The organism is Sinorhizobium sp. NFACC03 (genome assembly GCF_900103435.1).
Lineage (GTDB): Bacteria > Pseudomonadota > Alphaproteobacteria > Rhizobiales > Rhizobiaceae > Ensifer.
Window position 1 is genome coordinate 1 of sequence record NZ_FMXF01000025.1, and the last position, 19,772, is coordinate 19,772.

The window sequence follows — 19,772 nt, forward strand, 5'->3', positions numbered from 1 at the left end:
ACGATGTCGCCATCGTAGGCCTTGGACACCGCTTCAAGAAGCCGATCCCATACCCCGGCTTTGCGCCAGCGGACGAAGCGGTTGTAACAGGTCGTCGGCGGGCCATAGCGTTCCGGAACTTCCGCCCAAGGCGAGCCCGTTCGAAACCGCCAGAGGATGCCATTCAGGACCCGCCGATCATCAACGCGGGCAACGCCGCGTGGCTTGTTGGGCAACAACGGCGATATGATCGACCATTCGTGGTCAGTCAGTTCGTAACGACGACGCGTCATCAAATGCTTCCCTATTTCGAAGCCTTGAATCACGGCGGCCGATAAATGCCAAGAAATTTTATGAGTTTACGCTGTAGGCCTCTTCCGCCATAAGCAAAGACACGGGAAGCACCGCTTCTTCCTTGACGGTCTTGGTGACGATGTAGGTGAAGTAACGCGCGATGCCGAGCTCCCTATCGAGAAGCATGTCGATCAGGCGCTGATAGGCGTCGATATCGGCGGCGACAATTTTCAGGATGTTGTCGACGCCGCCGCCGACCGACCAACAGCAGACGATTTCCGGAATATCGCGGACGGCTCGTTCGAACCGGTCGAAGTCCGCTTGGCGGTGGTTGGCGAGCGTCAGCTCGACCATCACGCTTGCAACCGGCGCGACACGCCGCAATGCCACATGTGCATGGTAGCCGCTGATGATGCCGGCCTTTTCCAGCTTGCGCAGCCGCATCCAGCAGGGCGTGGGCGAAAGGCCCGCCTTTTCGGCGAGCGCAAGTTTGGTGATGCGTCCATCCCGCTGGATTGCATCGAGAATGCGCAGGTCGATCGCATCAAGCTTCATGGCAAACTCCCGCGCAACTCGTTTGTCTGCTCTTATCAAGCCTTGCTGAGCAATGCAGCCTTTTCTGCGTCCATTTCGGCGATGTCCTGGAACCGGTCGGCAATGCGGGCATGGGCACGGCCGCTGTCGGAGGCGCCGATCGCGACGATGATTTCGTCCGGCCCCGGGGCGTCGGCGATCTGGAAGTTGGAAGTGAGAAAATGCGATCGTTTGCCGCTCTCGCTCTTGTGCATCATCGGCAGTGACAGCAGCGCACCCGGCGCATTGCGGGTGTTGGCGAATTCCAGGTAGTTGGTGCCGCCGACCGCCTCGCGAAATGGAGTGCCGAAACGCAGCGTGTGGATCATCGCCGAAGCATGTTCGATTTCACCGGCGATGCCGACGGCCGCCGCCTTGCCGCAAGCTTCGATCCGTTCCGGCTCCATTTGGCGCAGCAGTCGGTCCGTCATCTCGCGGCTGAGCTCGCTTGCAATGCGGATAATCTCCGGCCTGAGGTTTTCGACAAAGCCGCGGCCTGCCCAGGGATTCTGGATCACTGCCGCGACCACGACGATATTGACGGGACGCGGCGCCGCCTTGCCGCCCTCCACCAGCGTTTCTTCGAGGAAAGTGCAGATTTTTCGAATGTCGATCGTCATGGGATGCGCCGTTGCTGTTTGTTGGGATTGCTTCGCACCCTAGCGGGATCGTCGAGCGGCGCTTCCTACATTTCGTCGGAAGATGTGCGCTGCGGCTTCACGGAAACGGAGTAGACTTTGGCCTTCGCCGCGCGCATGGTTAGTTGATAGATGTCAAGAGGCGAGACGATTTGGATCAGAAGTCCCAGATACTGGCGCTCCGCGACGTCGCCAGTCAGATCAACAGCGGTGGCGATCTTCAGACGGCGCTGCAGCATCTCATTGCGGCCGCCTGTCGCCATGCGAACTGGTCTCTGGGGTCGATCATGGGCATCGACGCGGCGCATGGTTACGCCCATGTCATCGTGCGCTACGATCCGACACTGATCGAACGGCGACTGCCCGACAAATGGGAGCTGGCGACAAGCCCTTCCCTGATCGCGCTGCAGCGAAACGAGCCCGTCTACATCCGTGACGCACGCGAATCCGCCGAGTTTCCAGGTTATCGGAAGGAGGCTTTCGAGCGCGACTATCGTACGGTGCTCGTCATGCCGATGAACTGCAGGGATGCTGAGGGCCGACCGATGGTGCTGAGCGTCATTGCTCGCGAGGTCGCCGAGGTGTCGGAAGACGATCTCGCCTTTCTCGGCACGATCATCCACCTCGGTGCCATCGCCGTCGAACGGGAACATCGTCTCGAGGCGGAGAAGCGGTCGGCGCAGCGGCTGGAGCGCGCCCTGGAGGCACATACCTCGCTTCTGGAACATGTGTTGAGCGATGGGTCGGTCGCACCACTTTCGGCCATGGTCGGCACGATGCTGCCGAATCCGACGGTGGTCGTTGATTTCACCGCCAATCAGGTTGTCGCCGGCCGGCCGCCGAACGCACTCTACGACGAGGCCAGTTGGCACGAGGCGGCTTCCACCGTTCTTAGCCGGCCGCTGATGAAGGCCGCCCGAGACGCTGTCGAGCGCGGGACGACCGATGCCGTGAACCTCTACCTCGATGACGGCACGCAACGGTCCAAGATAACGGCCCGTGTCGAAGCGCTGATGGTCGACAATCAACTGGTCGGGGCGCTCATCATCTTCCCGACGACGCGCGAGTTCAGCGATCTCGATCTCCTGATGCTCGACAGCGCCAAGTTTGCGCTGAGCGTGCAGATGATGCGAAGCTTCATCCGGTTTCGCTTCGAGACCAGGACGCAGACCGAGCTCTTCTTCGAGATCGTGGAGGCGCGGTGGCGCAATGCCGGCGATGTTGCCCAGCGCGCCCAGCGGCTCGGCCTGAGTTTTTCCGTGCCTCAGCAGATGATCGTCGTCGATTTTCCGGATAAGACGAAGGCATTTGGCGGCGCTTCCGTCGATGTGGAGCACACGCTGTCGCGTGTCATGCAGCAGGCATCCGTTCAGGCGAACCTGATTGCCGTCGAGGGCGGCGTCGTCTGCCTCGTTCCCCACGATACGGGTAAGCGGCAGGAGCGCACGACAAAGCTCGCGCGCCGTATCGCCGAGGAACTCGGCCGTTACTTCGACGAGGCACCGATCGTCGTCGCCAGCAACCGGTGTGCCGCCCTGTCGGATTATCCGCAGGCCTGGGAACGCTGCGCCCGAATGATCCGCATCGGCCGCTCCTTTGGTCTGACTGGCGCGGTCTCTGCGCAGGATTTCGGCCCGCTACCGATGCTGGTCGCTGCCTGCGAGGCCGGCGACGTGCGCGGTTTCGTGCACGAGAGTGTTGGGGCGATCGCCGATCACGACCGGGACAACGGAACCCCCTACCTCGAAACGCTGTCGATCTACTTGCAGGAGGGGTGTCGCAGCCAGGCTTGTGCCGACGCGATGGGCCTGCATGTGACGACGCTGCGCTATCGGCTGGCGCGCATCCAGGAGCTGTTTGGCGTGGATGTCGAAACGCCGGAAAAGCGCTTTGCCGTCGAACTCGCGATCCGCCTGCACGGTGTCATCGACAACCGTTCCACCCTCCGCAGCTAGATTTTCCTCGTCCGTCGGGAGCCGTCTTGCGCCCACGTCGCCACCCCTTTTCGTGGCCTTCAATCGCCTCCTAGGGTTCGATGCAGAAGTTCTTCGCCCACTCCTGTGAAGCGACGGAAGAACGACCGCCGTGACGGCATTAGCCTCCAATCAACCTGATGGTGAGGAGGCAAGAAGCGCATGGTTGAGACAGCAGCATCGACGCACGTGGCGATTGATCCGATTGCGCTTCGCCGCGCCTTCGGCACGTTCGTGACCGGTGTCACCGTCATCACCACGCGCGACGAAGACGGCACCCCACGTGGAATGACAGCGAACTCCTTCACGTCGGTTTCGCTCGATCCTCCGCTGCTTCTGGTCTGCGTTGCGAAGTCGGCTTCGAGCTATCCTGCCTTCACCAATGCGGGGTGTTTTGCGGTCAACATCCTCCATGAAGGACAGGTCGACGTCTCCGGAACCTTTGCCTCAAAATCCCCGGACAAGTTCCAGTCGGTAACCCACGATCACATTCACACGGGCGCGCCAGTCCTGACCGACAGCCTGACCTGGTTCGACTGCACGACTTTCAACACCGTTGATGCCGGAGATCATGCGATCCTGATCGGTCAGGTCCGGGCCTTTGGCACCAGCCCGACCGCACCGCTCGGTTTTTGTCGCGGCCACTATGCCAGCGTCAAAGACCCGTTGCCGAATGGTTGGCTCGCGTCGCATGGCATGATCATCGGCTATCTGATCGAAGCGGGTGACGGCCTGCTTCTGCGTTCGGACGGCAAGGGCGGCTGGGTATTGCCTTCTGCGCGGCGACGCAAGGCGGACAGCCAGCTCGTCATCGACGGTGGCGACGCGCTGCGGCTCGTCCCGGACGAGACCTTCCTCTATTCGGTCTTCGATGTCGCAGACAGCGACCCGGGCTATCTCGTCTATCGCGCCCGGCTGGCGGGCGAGGGCGGCGCCGGCACCAGGCTGCCAGCCGATCTGCGCTTCTTCCCGCTCGACGATCTTCCCGACGATGCGATCGCGACGCACGAACTGCGATCCATGTTGCGGCGCTACGTACGCGAGAGGCAGGCGGGCCGCTTCGGCATCTACATGGATTCCGACGACGGTGGCCGTATCGCGATGATCGACGGCGAAGCCCGTACCTGGCTTCAGACCTCCCAAGACCAAGGACAATGATATGAAGACGACGGTCAGTTCCATTGAAGGTTCGCGCCAGCTCCTGTTCATCGGCGGGCAATTCGTGGCGCCGAAGGACGGCAATTACATCGCCAGTTTCGACCCGACGACGGGCGAGCCCTGGTATCATCTTGCCGAAGCTGACGCGGACGATGTCGAGGCTGCCGTGGCCGCTGCTAATGCCGCCTTTCGCGATCCGGCCTGGCGCCGCATGACGCAGACCGATCGCGGCGCGCTGATGCGCCGGCTTGCCGAGCTCGTTCGCGCCAACGCCGATACGCTCGCGGAAATCGAGACGCGCGACAATGGCAAGCTGCTGAAGGAAACTCGGGCGCAGATGCGCTCCATGCCCGACAGCTACCACTATTTCGCGGGCATGGCCGACAAGTTGCAGGGCGAGACGATCCCGATCAATCGTCTCGATACGCTGAACTTCAATTTGCGCGAACCCTTGGGCGTCGTCGGCATGATCACGCCGTGGAATTCGCCGCTGATGCTTCTGACCGGCACGCTGGCGCCTTGCCTTGCAATCGGCAATACGGTCGTCATCAAGCCTTCGGAACACGCGACCGCCTCGACGTTGGCGCTCGCGGAGCTGATCCACGAGGCGGGCTTTCCCGCCGGCGTCGTCAATGTCGTGACCGGTACCGGCCAGAGTGCCGGTGAGGCGCTGACACGTCATCCCGGTGTTGCGAAATATGTCTTTACCGGTAGCACGGCCACGGGCCGCCGCATCGCCGGCAACGCCGCTGAGAACCTTGTCCCTTGCTCGATGGAACTCGGCGGCAAGTCGCCTCACGTCGTCTTTGGCGATGTCGATATCGAACATGCGGTCAACGGTGTCGTCTCCGGTGTCTTTGCAGCCGCTGGCCAGACCTGCGTTGCCGGATCGCGCAGTTTCGTCGAAGCGCGCATCTACGATCGCTTCATTGAGGCGCTCGTCGCGAGGACTGAACGCATCCGCGTCGGCCTCCCGACGGCCGACGACACCGACATCGGTCCGCTCGCGCTCGCTGATCAGCTTTCAAAGGTCGAATCCTACGTGGCCTCCGGCATCAAGGAAGGGGCGCGGATCGCCGCCGGCGGGCGGCGGCCGCAGCGGCAAGGGCTTTCGTCAGGGGGCTGGTACTTCGAACCGACTGTGATGCTCGACGCCGATAACGACATGGCCTTCATGCGCGACGAACTCTTCGGCCCGGTGGTCGGCGTCATGCCGTTTCGCGACGAGGAAGAGATGATCCGGCTCGCCAATGACACGCGCTACGGCCTGGCCTCCGGCATCTGGACCAAGGACATCGATCGGGCGCTGCGGTTCGCCAACCGGATCGATGCGGGGACCGTCTGGATCAACACCTACCGCTCCGCCTCTTTCATGTCCGCCAACGGCGGATTCAAGGAAAGCGGATACGGCCGGCGCGGCGGCTTCGAGGTCATGCACGAGTTCTCGCGATTGAAGAACGTCATCGTCGACTACTCCGGCGCGATGCAGGACCCCTTCGTCATCCGCCTGAAATGACAGCAAAAGAACGGGAACAGGAAAGGCAGAAAACATGAAGTTCGCAGTCTCCCTCACGATGGAACGCTTCTCTCCCGATATTCTGATGGAGCAGGTGAAGAGCAACCTGCTGCAGCTCGCGCGGCTTGCCGACGAAGGCGGCTTCGAGACGCTGTGGACTGCCGAGCACCACACGCTGGAATGCACGATCTCTCCCAATCCGTTCCAGACGCTGGTCTGGCTTGCCCAGCACACGGATCGCATCCGGCTGGGTACCTCCACCTTGGTCGCGCCCTATTGGAACCCGATCCGGCTCGCCGGCGAGTCGGCGCTCTGCGATCACCTGACCAACGGGCGCCTGGAGTTCGGCATCGCGCGCGGCTCCTACCAATACGAGTTCGACCGCATGGCAGGCGGCATGCCGCAGCAGGAGGGTGTGGCCTACATGAAGGAAATCGTGCCGGCCGTGAAGAAGCTCTGGTCCGGCGACTATGCCCATGAGGGGCAATACTGGAATTTCCCGATCACGGCGGCCGTACCGAAGCCGCTGCAGCAGCCTCATCCGCCGATCTGGGTGGCGGCGCGCGACCCCGGCACTTTCGACTGGGCGATCGCGAACGGCGCCAGCATCCTGTCGACACCGCTCTCCGCTCCGCAGGCCGAGATCCACGTGCTTTCCGAGAAGTTTCATAAGGCCGTTGCCGATCATCCCGAAGTACGGCGTCCGCGCTTCATGATGCAGCGCCGCACCTGCGTCTACGACCGGCCGGATGGCTGGGAGCGCGCCGTCAAACACAGCATGGATTACGGCCGCGCCTTCGAAAACCTCATGCAGAACATCGGAACCGTGCGCGAGGGGTTCCCCGAGGCTGTGCCCTATGAGGCGGTCAAGGGCAAAGACAACTACAACCCGGAAAACATCCGCAAGAACCTGATGTTCGGCACGCCGGACGAAGCGATCGAGAAGCTACTGGTCTATGAGGCCGCCGGCGTGGACCAGTACTGCCTGGGCCTGACCTTCAACCTGCCGTTCGAGCTGCAGAAGCGGACGCTGGAATTGTTCGTCAGGGAAATCATGCCCTTCTTCGCCGCCCGTGAGATGGAACAGAAGCGCGTTGCGGTGGGTGGCTGACGATGGCAGGGGCTCAGCGCCATACCATTGGAGAGGTGACGCTCAACTACCGCATTGAGGGTGACGGCGAGCCGCTCGTCTGCATCCACGGCGTCGGCTCCTATCTCGAGGCATGGTCGGGCGTGGTCGAACGCCTGAAGGATCGGTTCACGATCCTGACATTCGACCTTCGCGGGCATGGCCGATCCAGCCGGGTCAAGGGCCGGTACGAGATCGATGATTTCGTCAACGAGACGCTGGCTCTCGCCGACGCGGCGGGTTTTCCCACCTTCCATCTTGCGGGTTTTTCGCTGGGTGGGTTGATCGCCCAGCGTCTCGCTCTGACCCATCTTGGCCGTCTGCGCCGGCTGGCGCTTTTGTCGACGGTCGCCGGCCGCACACCGGCCGAGCGTGAGCGGGTTCTCGATCGCCTGGCCGCACTCAGGGCCGGCACGCCTGCCGATCACCACAACGCCTCGCTGTCGCGCTGGCTGACGGAAGAGTTCCAGGCGCGCCACCCGGACGTGGTCGAAAGGCTAAGGGCACGGGACGCCGAAAACGATCCCGACTGCTACGCGGCCGCTTATCGCGTGCTGGCGGAAACGGATTTCGGCGGCTTTCTCGACCAGATCCGTTGCCCGACGCTGATCGCAACCGGCGAGGACGATGCCGGCTCCAACCCACGTATGGCGCGCTACATGCACGAGCGCATTCCCGGTTCGCACCTCCGCATCCTGCCGGGCCTGCGCCACTCCATCCTCATCGAGGCGCCAGACGTCGTTGCATCGCTGATGGGCGAGTTTTTGTGCCAGGGGGAGACGGTTGATGGATGAGGCTTTGCAGGCAAGGGGAGAGGCTGTTCGGCGTAGAGTGCTCGGCGACGACTATGTCGATCGCGCGGTCGGCAACAGCGATGCCTTCTCGCGTCCGTTCCAGGATCTGTTGAACGAATATTGCTGGGGCACCGTCTGGACGGATGAGGGCCTCGATCTGAAGAGCCGCAGCCTGCTCAACCTCGGAATGCTTGCGGCGCTCAACCGAATGCATGAGTTCGGCATCCATTTTCGTGGGGCGATCCGCAACGGTTTGACCGACGAGGAGCTACGCGCGGCACTCGTCCAGATCGCGATCTACTGCGGCATTCCCGCGGGCGTCGAAGCCTTCCGCGTTGCGCGGAGCGTCTGCGACGAGATGGCCCAGAAAGGAGAGCGCTAACTTCCACGGTTTCTAGGAGAGGGCAGCTCCGCGCTACCCCGTATCGCCGGAAGACGGAAGGCCGCCTGAGACCTCAAGATCAACCCGATGGCAGGAAGAGGACCCTGTCAAAAACAGAACGACAAAAGGGAACGACAGCATGAACACATTCGCAAAACTCACCGCGGCCGCATCGCTTGCCCTGTCGCTCGCGACCGTTCCGGCGCACGCCGGTGCCGTGCTCGACCACGTGCTTGATGCAAAGACGCTGAAGGTCGCGACCGACGCCAACTGGGCGCCGCAATCCTTCATGAACGAGAAGAACGAGATGGACGGCTTCGACGTCGATGTCGCCAAGGAAATTGCCAAGCGGCTGGGTGTTGGCGTCGAGTTCGTCACGCCCGGTTGGGACATCATCACGGCCGGCAACTGGCAGGGACGTTGGGACATGCATGTCGGCTCGATGACGCCGACCAAGGAACGCGCCAAGGTCTTCGATTTCCCGGCGGTTTACTATTACACCCCGGCCGCCGTGGCCGTTCACAAGGACAGCCCTACGGTCGGTTTGATCGATCTGGACGGCAAGGTTGTCGGCGCCACGGCGACATCGACCTTCGAAGCCTACGCCAAACAGGATCTGACACTCGATGCCGCCGGCGCCCCTGCGTTCGAATACACGTTCAAGCCGAAGGAAGTGAAGTCCTACGCCAACTCGACGACCGCCTTCGACGACCTGCGCCTTGGTGACGGTGTTCGCCTCGATGCCGTCGTGTCGTCGCTGCCCAGCATCCGCGACGCGATCAAGGCCGGTTATCCGATCAAACAGGTTGGCGACCCGGTCTTCTACGAGCCGCTCGCTGTCGCCATCGAACAGGGGGACAAGGAACTGAGCGACAAGATCGCCGAAGTGATCAAGGCGATGCAGGGCGACGGCACGCTGAGCACGCTCTCGGAGAAATGGTACGGCGTCGACTACACCATCGTGAAGTAAGGCACCCATATCTGGCGGTCCGGGAGACCGGACCGCCTTTTGTCCAAAGGGACCAAAGATGCTTTATCCGGATACTGTCGAGTCCGAAATACTCGTCCACAAGCCGTGGTTCGTGGCCAGCATTTTCGCCACCGTTCTCATTGCCTTCACGGCCTTCGGCCTGACCGGCACGACGATGGGCGAACTGATGCGCCCGGTGATCGGCGAGCCGCTCGAAAGTGGGTTCTATGGCCGTTTTGCGACCGCCTTCGTCGTGGCAGTGCTCTTCTGCCTCAACATCGTCCTGATCGGTTTTGCGAGCCTTAGAGTCCAGATCGCCGTCGTCTGGCTTGAGTTGCTCGCGCTGTTCCTCGCCTTCTTCCAGACCTTCAATCTCAGCCTGCCATTTATCGAGGAGAAATTACCGTTCCTCATCACGCAGGGGCTGGTGACGACGGTCTACGTTTCAGCGATCTCGATTGTGATCGCATCGGCGATCGCCATTCTCGGCGCTGTGGCCAAGCTCTCGAGCAACGGCTTCGCCTATGCGATTGCCAGCTTCTACACGTCCTTCTTTCGCGGCCTGCCGCTTTTGATGCAGGTTTATCTGATCTATCTCGGCCTGCCGCAACTCGGCTTCATCATCGACGCGGTGCCGGCCGGCATTCTGGCACTTTCGCTCTGCTACGGCGCATACATGACGGAGATCTTCCGCTCCGGCATCCAGAGCATCGATCGCGGCCAGTGGGAGGCATCACGCTCCATCGGCTTCGGCTTCGGGCTGACGATGCGCAAGGTCATTCTGCCACAGGCGCTGCCGGTCATCATCCCGCCGACCGGCAACCAGTTCATCTCGATGCTGAAGGATAGCTCGCTGGTCTCCGTCATCGGTGTCTGGGAACTGATGTTTCTTGCCCGCACACTGGGTCAGAAGACATTCCAGCACATGGAAATGCTCATATCCGCCGCCATGCTCTACTGGACCCTGTCCATCGCTCTCGAGTTGATCCAGTCCCGCATCGAACGTCACTATGCCAGGAGCAAGGTCAGATGAGTGCCGAGACCATCATTGACGCCAGGAACGTTTCCAAATGGTACGGCGCCTTCCAGGTGCTGACGGATATCAACCTGACGGTTCGCAAAGGCGAGCGCATCGTCATATGCGGCCCGTCCGGCTCCGGAAAATCCACGTTGATCCGTTGCTTCAATCGCCTGGAGGCGCACCAGGAAGGGGAGATCGTCGTCAACGGCATCAACCTGCATACCAAGATGCGCAATGTCTCGGACGTGCGGCGCAATGTTGGAATGGTGTTCCAGCACTTCAATCTGTTTCCGCATATGACCGTGCTGATGAACTGCATGGTCGGGCCGATGTGGATCAACGGCGTATCGGAAGCAGAGGCGAGGGCAAGAGCGCTCACATTCCTGGAGCGGGTACGAATTCCGGAACAGGCCAACAAGTTCCCCGTCCAGCTTTCTGGCGGACAACAGCAACGCGTCGCGATTGCGCGCTCGCTCTGCATGCAGCCGGCAGTGATGCTGTTTGACGAGCCGACATCCGCGCTCGATCCGGAGATGGTGTCGGAGGTTCTGGACACCATGACAAATCTGGCGAAGGACGGCATGACGATGGTCTGCGTCACGCACGAGATGGGGTTTGCGCGGGCGGTCGCCGACCGTGTGATCTTCATGAACTTCGGACAGATAGTTGAGGAAGCAAGCCCGGACGAATTTTTCACCAATCCCAGGCACGAGCGGACGAAACTGTTCCTCAGCCAGATCCTGAAGCACTAACAAGGTATCTCGTCTTCAGACTTCAAGATCGGCTTGGGGGCGCCTGGAGCACGGACGACTCGATCGCATCGGGAGACGACATCATCGACATTGTCCGGTCGCTGGCGCGGCCGGTTAGGGGAGGATGTACGCCACTAGCTGTCGGTTCCGCCGCCTAACCGTACTCGTCTTGGGGCGGATCGACCTGTTGCCGAATGCTGTTGGCGCTAACCCGATCGCCCGCCGCCGTGATTGACACGATACGCCGCGTCGACGTTGAATGAGGCGAGGGCCATTCGGTGATTTGCGAATTCGGCCACCTGGTTACTTCGAAGCGAGCGGGCGGAAAAGCGGGAGGGCAGCAGTGTCGTATATGGATGATTTGGACGTCGCCGATGCGGCTTTGTTGATCATGCACTATCAGGCCGACGTCTTTTCGATCCTGGCAAACGATGTTCCAACGGATTTGCTCGATCGCACCAATTCACTGATTGCGCGGTGGCGTGACACTGAAAACCCGACGATCTTCGCGAATTTCGCGATCGACTATAGGTCGCCCTGTGAAAACAACATGTTGATCAGCAACATCATGAAGACAGGTTTCTTTCGTGACCCGGCGCCCGTAACTGGGCTCGATATAGCCGAAGGCGACTGGCGATACGCATGTCCGCGCGCCAACGTATTTCATGGCACCACTTTGCACCAAGACCTGCAGGCAAAAGGCATCAAGACGTTGGTCATGGCCGGGATAGCGACCAGCGGCGTGCTCTTCTCCAGCGTCGGGTGGTCAAGCGATGCAGATTATAAAATCTACATCGTCCGTGACTGCTGTTTTGATCCCGACACAGTTGCGCACGACGCATTTTTCCGGACGAGCTTCGCCACACGGGCCACCATTGTTTAGATCGCCGCTGATTTCGCCTTCGCCTCTAGTGCAAACGATGTCCATGCTTGGCGTGATTCCCGCCTCGTCGGCCGATGACCCCGTACCTTGCGTGGGCGTTCGGGACCGGTTCGATGGGCGAGACCTCGGAATTATCTCACGGCCGTCTCTATCTTGGCTATCCCTTCCAGCGTTCGATGGACTGGGCATTTGTCGGCGATTTCGGCGATTTTGGCGCGAACCTCATCCGAGATCTCGCTGTCGACCGATATGACCCGCTCGAACCGGTCGATTTTTCCGCCATCGGCGCGTTCGGATGCAGCGCATTCTTCGCAATCCCTCGCGTGGATCTTGGAATGCGAGACTTCCACCTTGATGCGCCCCAGCGCCAGCTTCTTGTGGTCGGCGTAAAGACGCAGCGTCATCGAGGTGCAAGCCGCGAGTCCGATCGAGAGGAAGTCATAGGGCGATGGACCGGAATCCAGCCCGCCTGCACTTTGTGGCTCGTCGGCAAAAAGGCGGTGGCTACCGGCCTGGACCGAGTTCTGAAATTTGCCTTCCCCCGTTTCCATCACGCGAACCTGTTCCATCGGTCTCGCGCCCTGTGGCGGGTCAGCCACGAGATAGCGGCCCAGCCATTCCGCAATGATCCGGGCGGCGAAGGCGGCGTCGGCAGGATCGGTTAGCAGATGGTCGGCCTTGTCCAGCGAGACAAAGCTCTTGGGGTGTTTTGCCGCGTGGAAGATGTCGCTCGCATTCTCGATACCGACCGTTTGATCCAGCGGGGCATGAAGAATGAGAAGGGGCTTTTTCAGCGTCGCGGCAGCATCCAGGACGCGATGCGCGCGGGCGTCTTCGACGAATTGTTTTCTGATCAGGAACTTGCGCCCGGCAAGATCTACCTCGGCGGCACCGCTATCCTCGATGTCCTTGAGGCTCGTCCCGAAATTCTTCAGGACATGGCCGACATCGGCCGGCGCCCCGATCGTTGCCACCGCGCGGACCTCTGGAATGTCTCTGGCGACGGCGAGAACTGCGGCACCGCCGAGGGAATGGCCGATTAACAGTGACGGTGCCTCGAAGTGTCGGCGCAGATAGTCTGCAGCCGAAAGCAGGTCGGCAACGTTGGAGGAGAAATTGGTTGAGGCGAATTCCCCTTCGCTCGATCCCAAACCTGTAAAATCAAAGCGGAGGACCGCGATCCCTTCACGCGCAAGTTCGGCCGCGATGTGACGCGCCGCTGCCAGATCCTTGGAGCAGGTGAAGCAGTGGACGAAAATCGCGTAGGCCCGCACGGGACCGTTGGGAAGATCGAGACGAGCGCCGAGGGTTGCACCGGAATGTCCAGCAAATTCAAGTCGTTGAGTGTTGAAATTCATGGCGATGTTCCTTTGGGGAGAACAAGCATTTGCCTATGGTCTTCAATGGCGTCGCATACGACGCCACTTCGCCGGACTTATTCCGACGGTCTGGCTGAAAGCCCTGGTAAAATGAGCCTGGTCGGAAAACCCTAGGACAGGTGCGATCTGAGCAACAGGATATTCGGTGCTCATCAGGTATTCCTTCGCCTTCGAAATGCGCTTCTGCATCAGCCATTGATGCGCCGACATGTCGGTGGATTGGCGAAACGCGCTGCTGAGGTAGGACCGCGACAGACCCGTAGGCTGACGATCTTCGCGCCATCGAAGGTCGGTCCGAAAGGGCTACGGCGTTGGAATGCTGCGGTGCGTTCATATCTTATTGACGCCAAATCAGGTGCTTAGGTCAAGAAGGCGAGCTTGAGGGCGTATCAATGACGCCGTGCCCGCTATATGCATGGGCATGCGGGCAGTGCTGAGTGGACTTGTTCAGGATGGGATCAGGATGGACGACAACAAAATCATCAAGTTTGAACGACCGAAGCCAAAGAAGGAGGCCAAGCCGGTCAGTCCAACGCAGCGAAAGGCGTTGATTTGGCTGGCACTGGTAGCCGCGTTGATCGGGGTGTGGTCATACTACCAGTTTGTCGCGCCACCGAACTTGCCTGGGCACTAGGGCCGATTTGTCTTTGACTCCGGCGATGCCTGGATTAGCGTTGTTTTCCCGATCGACCTGCGCTCCACGGCGTGCTGCTTCTGGCGTTTTCGCTTGAGAGGAACGACAGCGGGCAACCTGGGCGGCCAGCGTGGAAGCGACCGGTCTTTCCCAAAAATCCTCGCCGCTTTTCGATAGCAATCTGCTCGCGATAGAGGCGGCCGCCAATGTACAAGGTGTGGTGGTCGTGTCGCAGTTTTCGGTCGAGGCAGACATTGCCAACGGTACACTCGTTGCCCCCGCTGGCCTCGGATGTCATGCAGCCGGGCGGATGGTATCTCGTGCATCTGGAGCGGCGCGCGCGAGAGAAGGCGATCAGCAAGTTCTTGCAGTGGATCCAAAGCCAAGTGTGACGGCGACGCGCGGCCGGGAGGGCGCGCAACCATGCTCGCTCTCACGCACGCCTCGACACTCGTCAGCGGGTATCGTCGGCACTAATCTTGGCCGGTCGGAAGGCCTTTGAAATGCCTGACCTTCTCGTCAAGCTGCACCCACTTGTGCTTCGACTGTTCGAACACTGACAGGGCAGGTGGCGCGAATGTCGGGTCGGCAAATGAGCCGATCGCCACCCCGATCCAGGACGGTGCGGCCTCGGCCCTCCAATAGACGGTAGAACCGCACGTTGGGCAAAAATACATTCGCACCTTGCGCCCGCTGTCAGCAGTGCGAACGAATTCCTTGGACGCTCCGGAAATCTCGATGCAGTCGACAGAGTAGAACGCATTGGCGCTGAATGGCGCGCCAGTTCTTCGCTGACAAGCCAAACAGTGACACAGCGCGGTCAATTGCGGCGGTTCGCCAAACGTCAGTTTAAGAGCGCCACAGGTGCATTGGGCAGTGGCCATGGAAAGTCCTCCCGCTTGCGTGGTGAAAATACGTTGGAGGGGCGAAGGGCAGATCCGAGCCACAGATCCTTGCGGCCGAGAATGCGAAGGGGCGAGGCCCGATACTATATCAGGCGTGCCAAAGTAACGAAGTAGTGCGCGACATTCCAAGGTCTAGAGGGCAACCATACGAGGACGTATGGACGGTTCTTCGCGGTTATCTGCGCATGGACGGCGAACCGTTCATCACTACTCAGGGGGTCCCAGAGTTCAACCGAATTGCCTTCAGGATCGTGAATGCGTGCAAGCCGGCAGGCGCGTATTTGCAACTCGAACGTCGAGCTTTAATGCGATGGTTGTGCTGAGGGCAACGCGCACCGGCGCGCCCGCTATCGGTTCCAGCCACCCAGCCTGTCGTGAAGCACTGCTATGTCTTCGCGCAGGAAAGGAGGGCAATCCCTGTCGATCTGCTCCTGGTAGGCTCGGGCATATTCGTGACCCGAATAGACGGCGGCGGCGATCAGACCGGGCGCCAGACAGTCGCCTAGCCGGACAACAGTCTTGATCCCCGCATCGGCCCATTCCGCTTCCCGTGCTTTCAGGTCATGCCACAAGGTTTCATCGGGCAGCCGAGCCGTGACCGGGACGAGTGTGACGCAGTCGATCTGCCGCGTCTTTCCACTATAGACGCAGGAAAGCTCAAGCCGGTCTTTCGTGCGCCCGGCAAGCGCCATGGCAGGAATTATATCCACGCCGAGTTCGATGAGACGTCTTTGAACCCGTCCCTGTTCCAGCGTGTTCTTGCTCCACGGCGAAACCTGGGCTTCGGGCGTCACGAAGGTCACGGCCCGGCCAGCCCTGGCCAGCATTTCAGCAAGCACGCTGCCCATATAGAAGCAATCGTCATCGAAGATTACGACCGGACCGTCGACGGACACGGCCGCGGCGCCGTCGACAAGAAGGGCGTCGGGCGAAACGAGGGCGCCTTCCGAAAGGAATTCCACGGGCAGGCGGTGGGTGCGGCCGACGCCGTCGCATCGCCAGTTCGCGCCGGTGGCAATCGCCACATGAGGCATGCCGTATTGCAGAACGTCTTCGGCGCTCAGCGGGCTGTGCAGGTAGAGTTGGGCATTCACCTGCGTGCTCAGCTGGCCGGCGCGCCAGTCGCGCACGCGGCCCCAGGTCGCAAGCCCTGGCAGGCGGCATTCGCGCGCGACCCGTCCGCCCCATTCTCCACCCGCCTCGGCGAGCACGACGTCGACGCCGCGTTGGGCAAGAGCACGCGCCGCTTCGAGACCGGCCGGGCCGCCACCGATAATGAGCGCCGGCTCGGGCGCCGGTGAGGATGCGATAATCTCCGGGTGCCAGCCCTTGCGCCATTCTTCGCCGATTGTCGGATTCTGCGTACAGCGCATCGGCACGTTGGTATTGTCGCCGGAAGTGCAGATGTTGCAGCCGATACATTCGCGGATGTCGTCGATGCGTCCCTCCTCGATCTTCTTCGGCAGGTAGGGATCGGCGATCGACGGGCGTGCCGCGCCGATGAAGTCGAGAACACCCTGGCGGATCACCCGCACCATGCTGTCCGGTGAGGTGTAGCGCCCGACGCCGACCACCGGCTTGGTCGTGACGGATTTGACGAAGCGGATATAGGGCTCCTGGTAGCCTTCCTCGGAGAAGCGGGCTGTCTGGCTGTCGTTGGACCAGTCCGAAAGGTTGACGTCCCATAGGTCGGGAAGATCGGCGAGCGCCGAGATGATGTCCTTGCCTTCCCCTTCGCTGGTAATACCGGATGGGCCCATCAATTCGTCGACAGCGAGGCGCACGGCGAGTGCGCAGGTGTCGCCGATCGCCTCGCGGGTATCCTCCAGAATCTCCCGGAAAAGCCGCAGCCGGTTTTCGAAGGAACCGCCATATTCGTCGCTGCGATCATTGTGGCGGCGCGACAGGAAGTGCTGCAGCACGCTCATGTCGTGGCCGGCATAGACATAGATGATGTCGAAACCGGCTCTCTTGGCACGCAACGCGGCATTGCGATACCAGCGGCGCATGTCTGCGATGTCGGCTTTGTCCATCGCACGCGCCTGGACGGGGTCGAGGCTGTCGCTGATGGCATGCGACGGGGCAAGCGGGATCATCCGGCTGAAGCGGTTGGCGACATGCAGGCCGTTGTGCACGAGCTGGATGGACGCCAGGCTGCCATGGTGATGGATGCGTTCGGTGACGGCCGAGAGCGCGGGCAGGTCGCCCTCGTCCCAAAGACGCGCTTCGTTGGCCGGCGTCAGGTCCGAGGTTGGATGGATTTCCGCTTCCTGGGTGGAGACGACCGCCCAGCCACCTTCGGCTTTCATGCCGCGCAGGTGGGCCTCTGCGTTGGGATAACGGTACCCCATGCCGGAACAGTGCGGCACTTGATAGAAGCGGTTACGCGCCGTGACCGGGCCGATCTTGACGGGTTCGAAGAGAATATCGAAGCGGGGGTCTCGGGACATCGCTACTACCACGATTAGAATTTCGATTGGGGCGGCCGAGGCCGCCGAAGCCCAGAATAACCGGGCGCGGCCGCGTCGCAAGTCCATTGCTATACGATTGTATAGTTTCTTCCATGGGAAATTGTTTTGATGTCATTGCGCTGCGTCATCATCTTTTCCGCCGCTTTGAAAAAGGGTGCGCTCGACGAGGCCGGCTACGCCCGCATGATCGAGAGCACGACCCGCCTCAACACGCCCGGACCGGATCTCGCGCGTCTTGCCGATGTCCACGCCATGGCCGATGTGACGGGCTTTGGCCTTGCCGGTCACGCTCTCGAAATGGCGCGCGGCTCGGGCTGTCAGCTGCGGATCGACTGGTCCGCTGTGCCCTTGCTGGAGGGCTTCATCACGGGTGCCGCGGGCCGCAATTGGGCGAGTTACAGACAGGAGGTCGTCTTTTCTCGCGAGATGGGAACGATCGACAAGGCGCTGCTATACGATCCGCAGACAAGCGGCGGTCTGCTCGTCGCCTGCTCGCGATCGTCCGCGCCGGAAGTGCTCGACGTCTTCCGCAAGCATGGCTTTGAGGCGGCCGTAATCGGGGAGGCCGTGACGGGGACTGCGGAGTTGGTGGTCGCGTAGCGCGCGTTGTTGACCGCGCACGCGGGCGGGACGCCTCAGGCCACTTCGAGCTGAGAGTCTTTCGCCCCTTCAGCGATCGACGGCGATTCCCATTGCATGTGGGAAGCGTTGAGCCGGCGCGCCACGATATCGTGGTTGAGCCACTGGACCGGACCGGACGGTTCTGACGACGCGCCGAAGATGAGTTGCCCCGTCGCCTCCACTACCAGAGCGCTCAGGTGGTCGCTGATCATGGCCTTGCCGTCGCGGTGCATCTGTGTGATTTCGTTGGACGTGCCGATTGTCAGATCGGACTGCGCTTGGCTGTTCGCCATGGGCCACGCCGAGAAGTCGTAAAACGGACGCATGACTTCATTGGCCTGCATGTCGGTAATTTTCTGGAACACATCCTTCATCGTGAAGCCGTCGGCCAGAAGCTGCTGGCAGGCCTGCCACTGGTACTCTGCCCATTGGCCGCCGTTCTCTTTCTTCAACGCAAGCAGAAGCGGTATCAGCGGGAGCTCGATGCCGGTGAAGACGTCGGACGAATTGGTCCGGATTTCAGGGCAGTTATAGACGGTCGCCTTGATACCCGCGGTCCAGGCATCCTGCGCGATGCCTTCGAGCCGCATCTTGGCGTAGCCTTGCGTGTAGTTGGTGTAGGTCTGCCAACGGTAGCTGCCGTCAATCAGGACGGCCGTTCCATGGTAACCATAGGCCGTATAGCGGACCTGACCGCCCGATGCCTCGATGCGCTCCCGGATCGCCGTGCTGTAGTCGATGAGATGTCGGAACGTGATTGCGGAGACTTCGTCGAAATTCTGCAGGATGAGCTTGCCCATATCGCTGTCGAGCAGGGCTTGCGACGACATGTGGCGGGCACCACGACCCTTGTAGATTCGATTGGCAATTACCAGGAAGACCTTCGCCTTCGGGATGCCCCCGGCCATTGTATGGGCGAAAAAGACGTTGCGGCCGTCAGCGATCATTCCGTCGAGAGCGGCCATGACCTCCTTGAGCGCATTCGTGAACCGCGCGGTGGCGATGTCCCGGCACTGTTTGATGTAGTCCCAGTCGAGCTTGTCGTCCTGCCAGCTTTCCAGCGTCATGTCCGCGAGAAGATCGGTCGCAGTTGGGCCGCCGGCCGGAGCGTCGAGATCGAAGCCCGCCATCAGAGGGATGTTGATGATCTTGCCGCCCAGCCGCTCTTCGGCGGCGGCGAGTTCCTCGGCGTCCAGAGGCCGCAGCGCGTTGTTCTCATCGCGCCGTCCGACCGTTATCCCCACGATTTCCATACCAGCCCGCCGGGCTTCGTCGAGCAGGCCAGTCGCGTATCCGCGACCGAACAGTTCGCCGAAGAGGACGAAAACATCTCCTTTGCGAAAGACGCTGTTTTCGGCAAGACGGTTCAATGCGATCGGGTTTTCCATACTGTCAGCTCTTTGGTCCGTTGGTCGTCGAGGGGTGACTCGGACGAACTTTGAGCGTCACATGACCACATTGGTCTAGAATAGGAAGTCATATTGCGTGACCGTTCATTTCAAAACGTGAACTCGCTTAACGGAGGCGGGCACCAGAAAAGCGGGTCGAGACCCTCGGATTGACCACACGAGAGAGGGAACTCACGGTCGCGCCGGCGCGATTCGGGATGCGATCTGTTGCGGCTCAGCGCGTGTGGCGAGACGATTTTAGCGTGTCGATTAGGTGCCTCGGTTGGTCTCATGACCGCAGCGCGGAATGTT

At 61.1% G+C, this 19,772-nt stretch carries 20 protein-coding genes and 1 pseudogene; 13 read left to right on the forward strand and 8 right to left on the reverse strand.

Going from position 1 to position 19,772, the window contains the following annotated elements; genetic code table 11:
* The 3 genes from BLU35_RS25585 to BLU35_RS25595 form a co-directional block, all read right to left on the reverse strand.
* Positions 1–272 (reverse strand): transposase (locus BLU35_RS25585; RefSeq protein WP_143032994.1); only part of this gene is annotated, 272 nt, incomplete at its 3' end.
* Between the two features lie 58 nt (positions 273–330).
* Complete coding sequence (locus BLU35_RS25590) at positions 331–828, reverse strand: Lrp/AsnC family transcriptional regulator (protein ID WP_093235015.1); 498 nt, start codon at positions 826–828, stop codon at positions 331–333.
* A gap of 35 nt (positions 829–863) precedes the next feature.
* Positions 864–1,466, reverse strand: a complete 603-nt coding sequence (locus tag BLU35_RS25595; RefSeq protein WP_093235016.1) for an amino acid synthesis family protein — start codon at positions 1,464–1,466, stop codon at positions 864–866.
* Between the two features lie 170 nt (positions 1,467–1,636).
* Between BLU35_RS25595 and BLU35_RS25600 the strand changes: the two genes are divergently transcribed.
* The 11 genes and pseudogenes from BLU35_RS25600 (at position 1,637) to BLU35_RS25645 (ending at position 12,062) form a co-directional block, all read left to right on the forward strand.
* Positions 1,637–3,439: a helix-turn-helix domain-containing protein gene (locus tag BLU35_RS25600; protein WP_093235017.1), complete on the forward strand. Its 1,803-nt coding sequence runs from the start codon at positions 1,637–1,639 to the stop codon at positions 3,437–3,439.
* Between the two features lie 180 nt (positions 3,440–3,619).
* Positions 3,620–4,615 (forward strand): flavin reductase, encoded by a 996-nt coding sequence (locus BLU35_RS25605; protein ID WP_093235018.1) that lies wholly within the window; start codon positions 3,620–3,622, stop codon positions 4,613–4,615.
* Between the two features lies 1 nt (position 4,616).
* The gene (locus tag BLU35_RS25610; protein ID WP_093235019.1) at positions 4,617–6,131 is read left to right on the forward strand and encodes an aldehyde dehydrogenase; all 1,515 of its coding nucleotides are present in this window, start codon (positions 4,617–4,619) and stop codon (positions 6,129–6,131) included.
* A 34-nt stretch (positions 6,132–6,165) separates the two neighbouring features.
* Positions 6,166–7,242, forward strand: coding sequence for an LLM class flavin-dependent oxidoreductase (locus BLU35_RS25615; RefSeq protein ID WP_093235020.1), 1,077 nt, complete (start codon positions 6,166–6,168; stop codon positions 7,240–7,242).
* 2 nt (positions 7,243–7,244) lie between these two features.
* Positions 7,245–8,054 (forward strand): alpha/beta fold hydrolase, encoded by an 810-nt coding sequence (locus BLU35_RS25620; RefSeq protein WP_176907440.1) that lies wholly within the window; start codon positions 7,245–7,247, stop codon positions 8,052–8,054.
* Positions 8,047–8,436, forward strand: a complete 390-nt coding sequence (locus tag BLU35_RS25625; RefSeq protein WP_093235022.1) for a carboxymuconolactone decarboxylase family protein — start codon at positions 8,047–8,049, stop codon at positions 8,434–8,436. Before BLU35_RS25620 ends, BLU35_RS25625 begins: the two co-directional genes overlap by 8 nt.
* A 139-nt stretch (positions 8,437–8,575) precedes the next feature.
* Entirely contained in the window at positions 8,576–9,406 is an 831-nt protein-coding gene (locus BLU35_RS25630; protein ID WP_093235023.1) for a transporter substrate-binding domain-containing protein, read from the forward strand.
* A 58-nt stretch (positions 9,407–9,464) separates the two neighbouring features.
* Entirely contained in the window at positions 9,465–10,439 is a 975-nt protein-coding gene (locus tag BLU35_RS25635; RefSeq protein WP_057249870.1) for an amino acid ABC transporter permease, read from the forward strand.
* The gene (locus BLU35_RS25640; RefSeq protein ID WP_093235024.1) at positions 10,436–11,179 is read left to right on the forward strand and encodes an amino acid ABC transporter ATP-binding protein; all 744 of its coding nucleotides are present in this window, start codon (positions 10,436–10,438) and stop codon (positions 11,177–11,179) included. The genes BLU35_RS25635 and BLU35_RS25640 overlap by 4 nt, the downstream gene beginning before the upstream one ends.
* Positions 11,180–11,197: 18 nt before the next feature.
* Positions 11,198–11,337, forward strand: a pseudogene (locus BLU35_RS36875) (LysR family transcriptional regulator); the annotation flags it as partial.
* Positions 11,338–11,531: 194 nt separating this feature from the next.
* Positions 11,532–12,062: an isochorismatase family protein gene (locus BLU35_RS25645; RefSeq protein WP_286161624.1), complete on the forward strand. Its 531-nt coding sequence runs from the start codon at positions 11,532–11,534 to the stop codon at positions 12,060–12,062.
* Between the two features lie 131 nt (positions 12,063–12,193).
* Here the strand turns inward: BLU35_RS25645 and BLU35_RS25650 are convergent, their stop codons facing one another.
* On the reverse strand, positions 12,194–13,420 hold the full coding sequence (locus BLU35_RS25650) for a bifunctional alpha/beta hydrolase/OsmC family protein (RefSeq protein WP_093235025.1): 1,227 nt from the start codon (positions 13,418–13,420) through the stop codon (positions 12,194–12,196).
* 42 nt (positions 13,421–13,462) lie between these two features.
* On the reverse strand, positions 13,463–13,696 hold the full coding sequence (locus BLU35_RS36735; protein ID WP_093235026.1) for a helix-turn-helix transcriptional regulator: 234 nt from the start codon (positions 13,694–13,696) through the stop codon (positions 13,463–13,465).
* Positions 13,697–13,904: 208 nt separating this feature from the next.
* Here BLU35_RS36735 and BLU35_RS35760 point away from each other — a divergent pair, with 208 nt between their 5' ends.
* Positions 13,905–14,075 (forward strand): hypothetical protein, encoded by a 171-nt coding sequence (locus tag BLU35_RS35760; RefSeq protein ID WP_093235077.1) that lies wholly within the window; start codon positions 13,905–13,907, stop codon positions 14,073–14,075.
* Between the two features lie 473 nt (positions 14,076–14,548).
* Here the strand turns inward: BLU35_RS35760 and BLU35_RS25670 are convergent, their stop codons facing one another.
* Together BLU35_RS25670 and BLU35_RS25675 are read right to left on the reverse strand one after the other, a co-directional pair.
* On the reverse strand, positions 14,549–14,959 hold the full coding sequence (locus BLU35_RS25670; RefSeq protein ID WP_093235027.1) for a GFA family protein: 411 nt from the start codon (positions 14,957–14,959) through the stop codon (positions 14,549–14,551).
* Between the two features lie 368 nt (positions 14,960–15,327).
* On the reverse strand, positions 15,328–17,430 hold the full coding sequence (locus BLU35_RS25675; RefSeq protein ID WP_093235028.1) for an oxidoreductase: 2,103 nt from the start codon (positions 17,428–17,430) through the stop codon (positions 15,328–15,330).
* Positions 17,431–17,559: 129 nt separating this feature from the next.
* Here BLU35_RS25675 and BLU35_RS25680 point away from each other — a divergent pair, with 129 nt between their 5' ends.
* Entirely contained in the window at positions 17,560–18,051 is a 492-nt protein-coding gene (locus BLU35_RS25680) for an AIR synthase-related protein (protein ID WP_093235029.1), read from the forward strand.
* A 35-nt stretch (positions 18,052–18,086) separates the two neighbouring features.
* Here BLU35_RS25680 and BLU35_RS25685 read toward each other — a convergent pair whose 3' ends face one another.
* Entirely contained in the window at positions 18,087–19,460 is a 1,374-nt protein-coding gene (locus BLU35_RS25685) for an enoyl ACP reductase FabMG family protein (RefSeq protein WP_093235030.1), read from the reverse strand.
* Between the last annotated feature and the right edge of the window lie 312 nt (positions 19,461–19,772).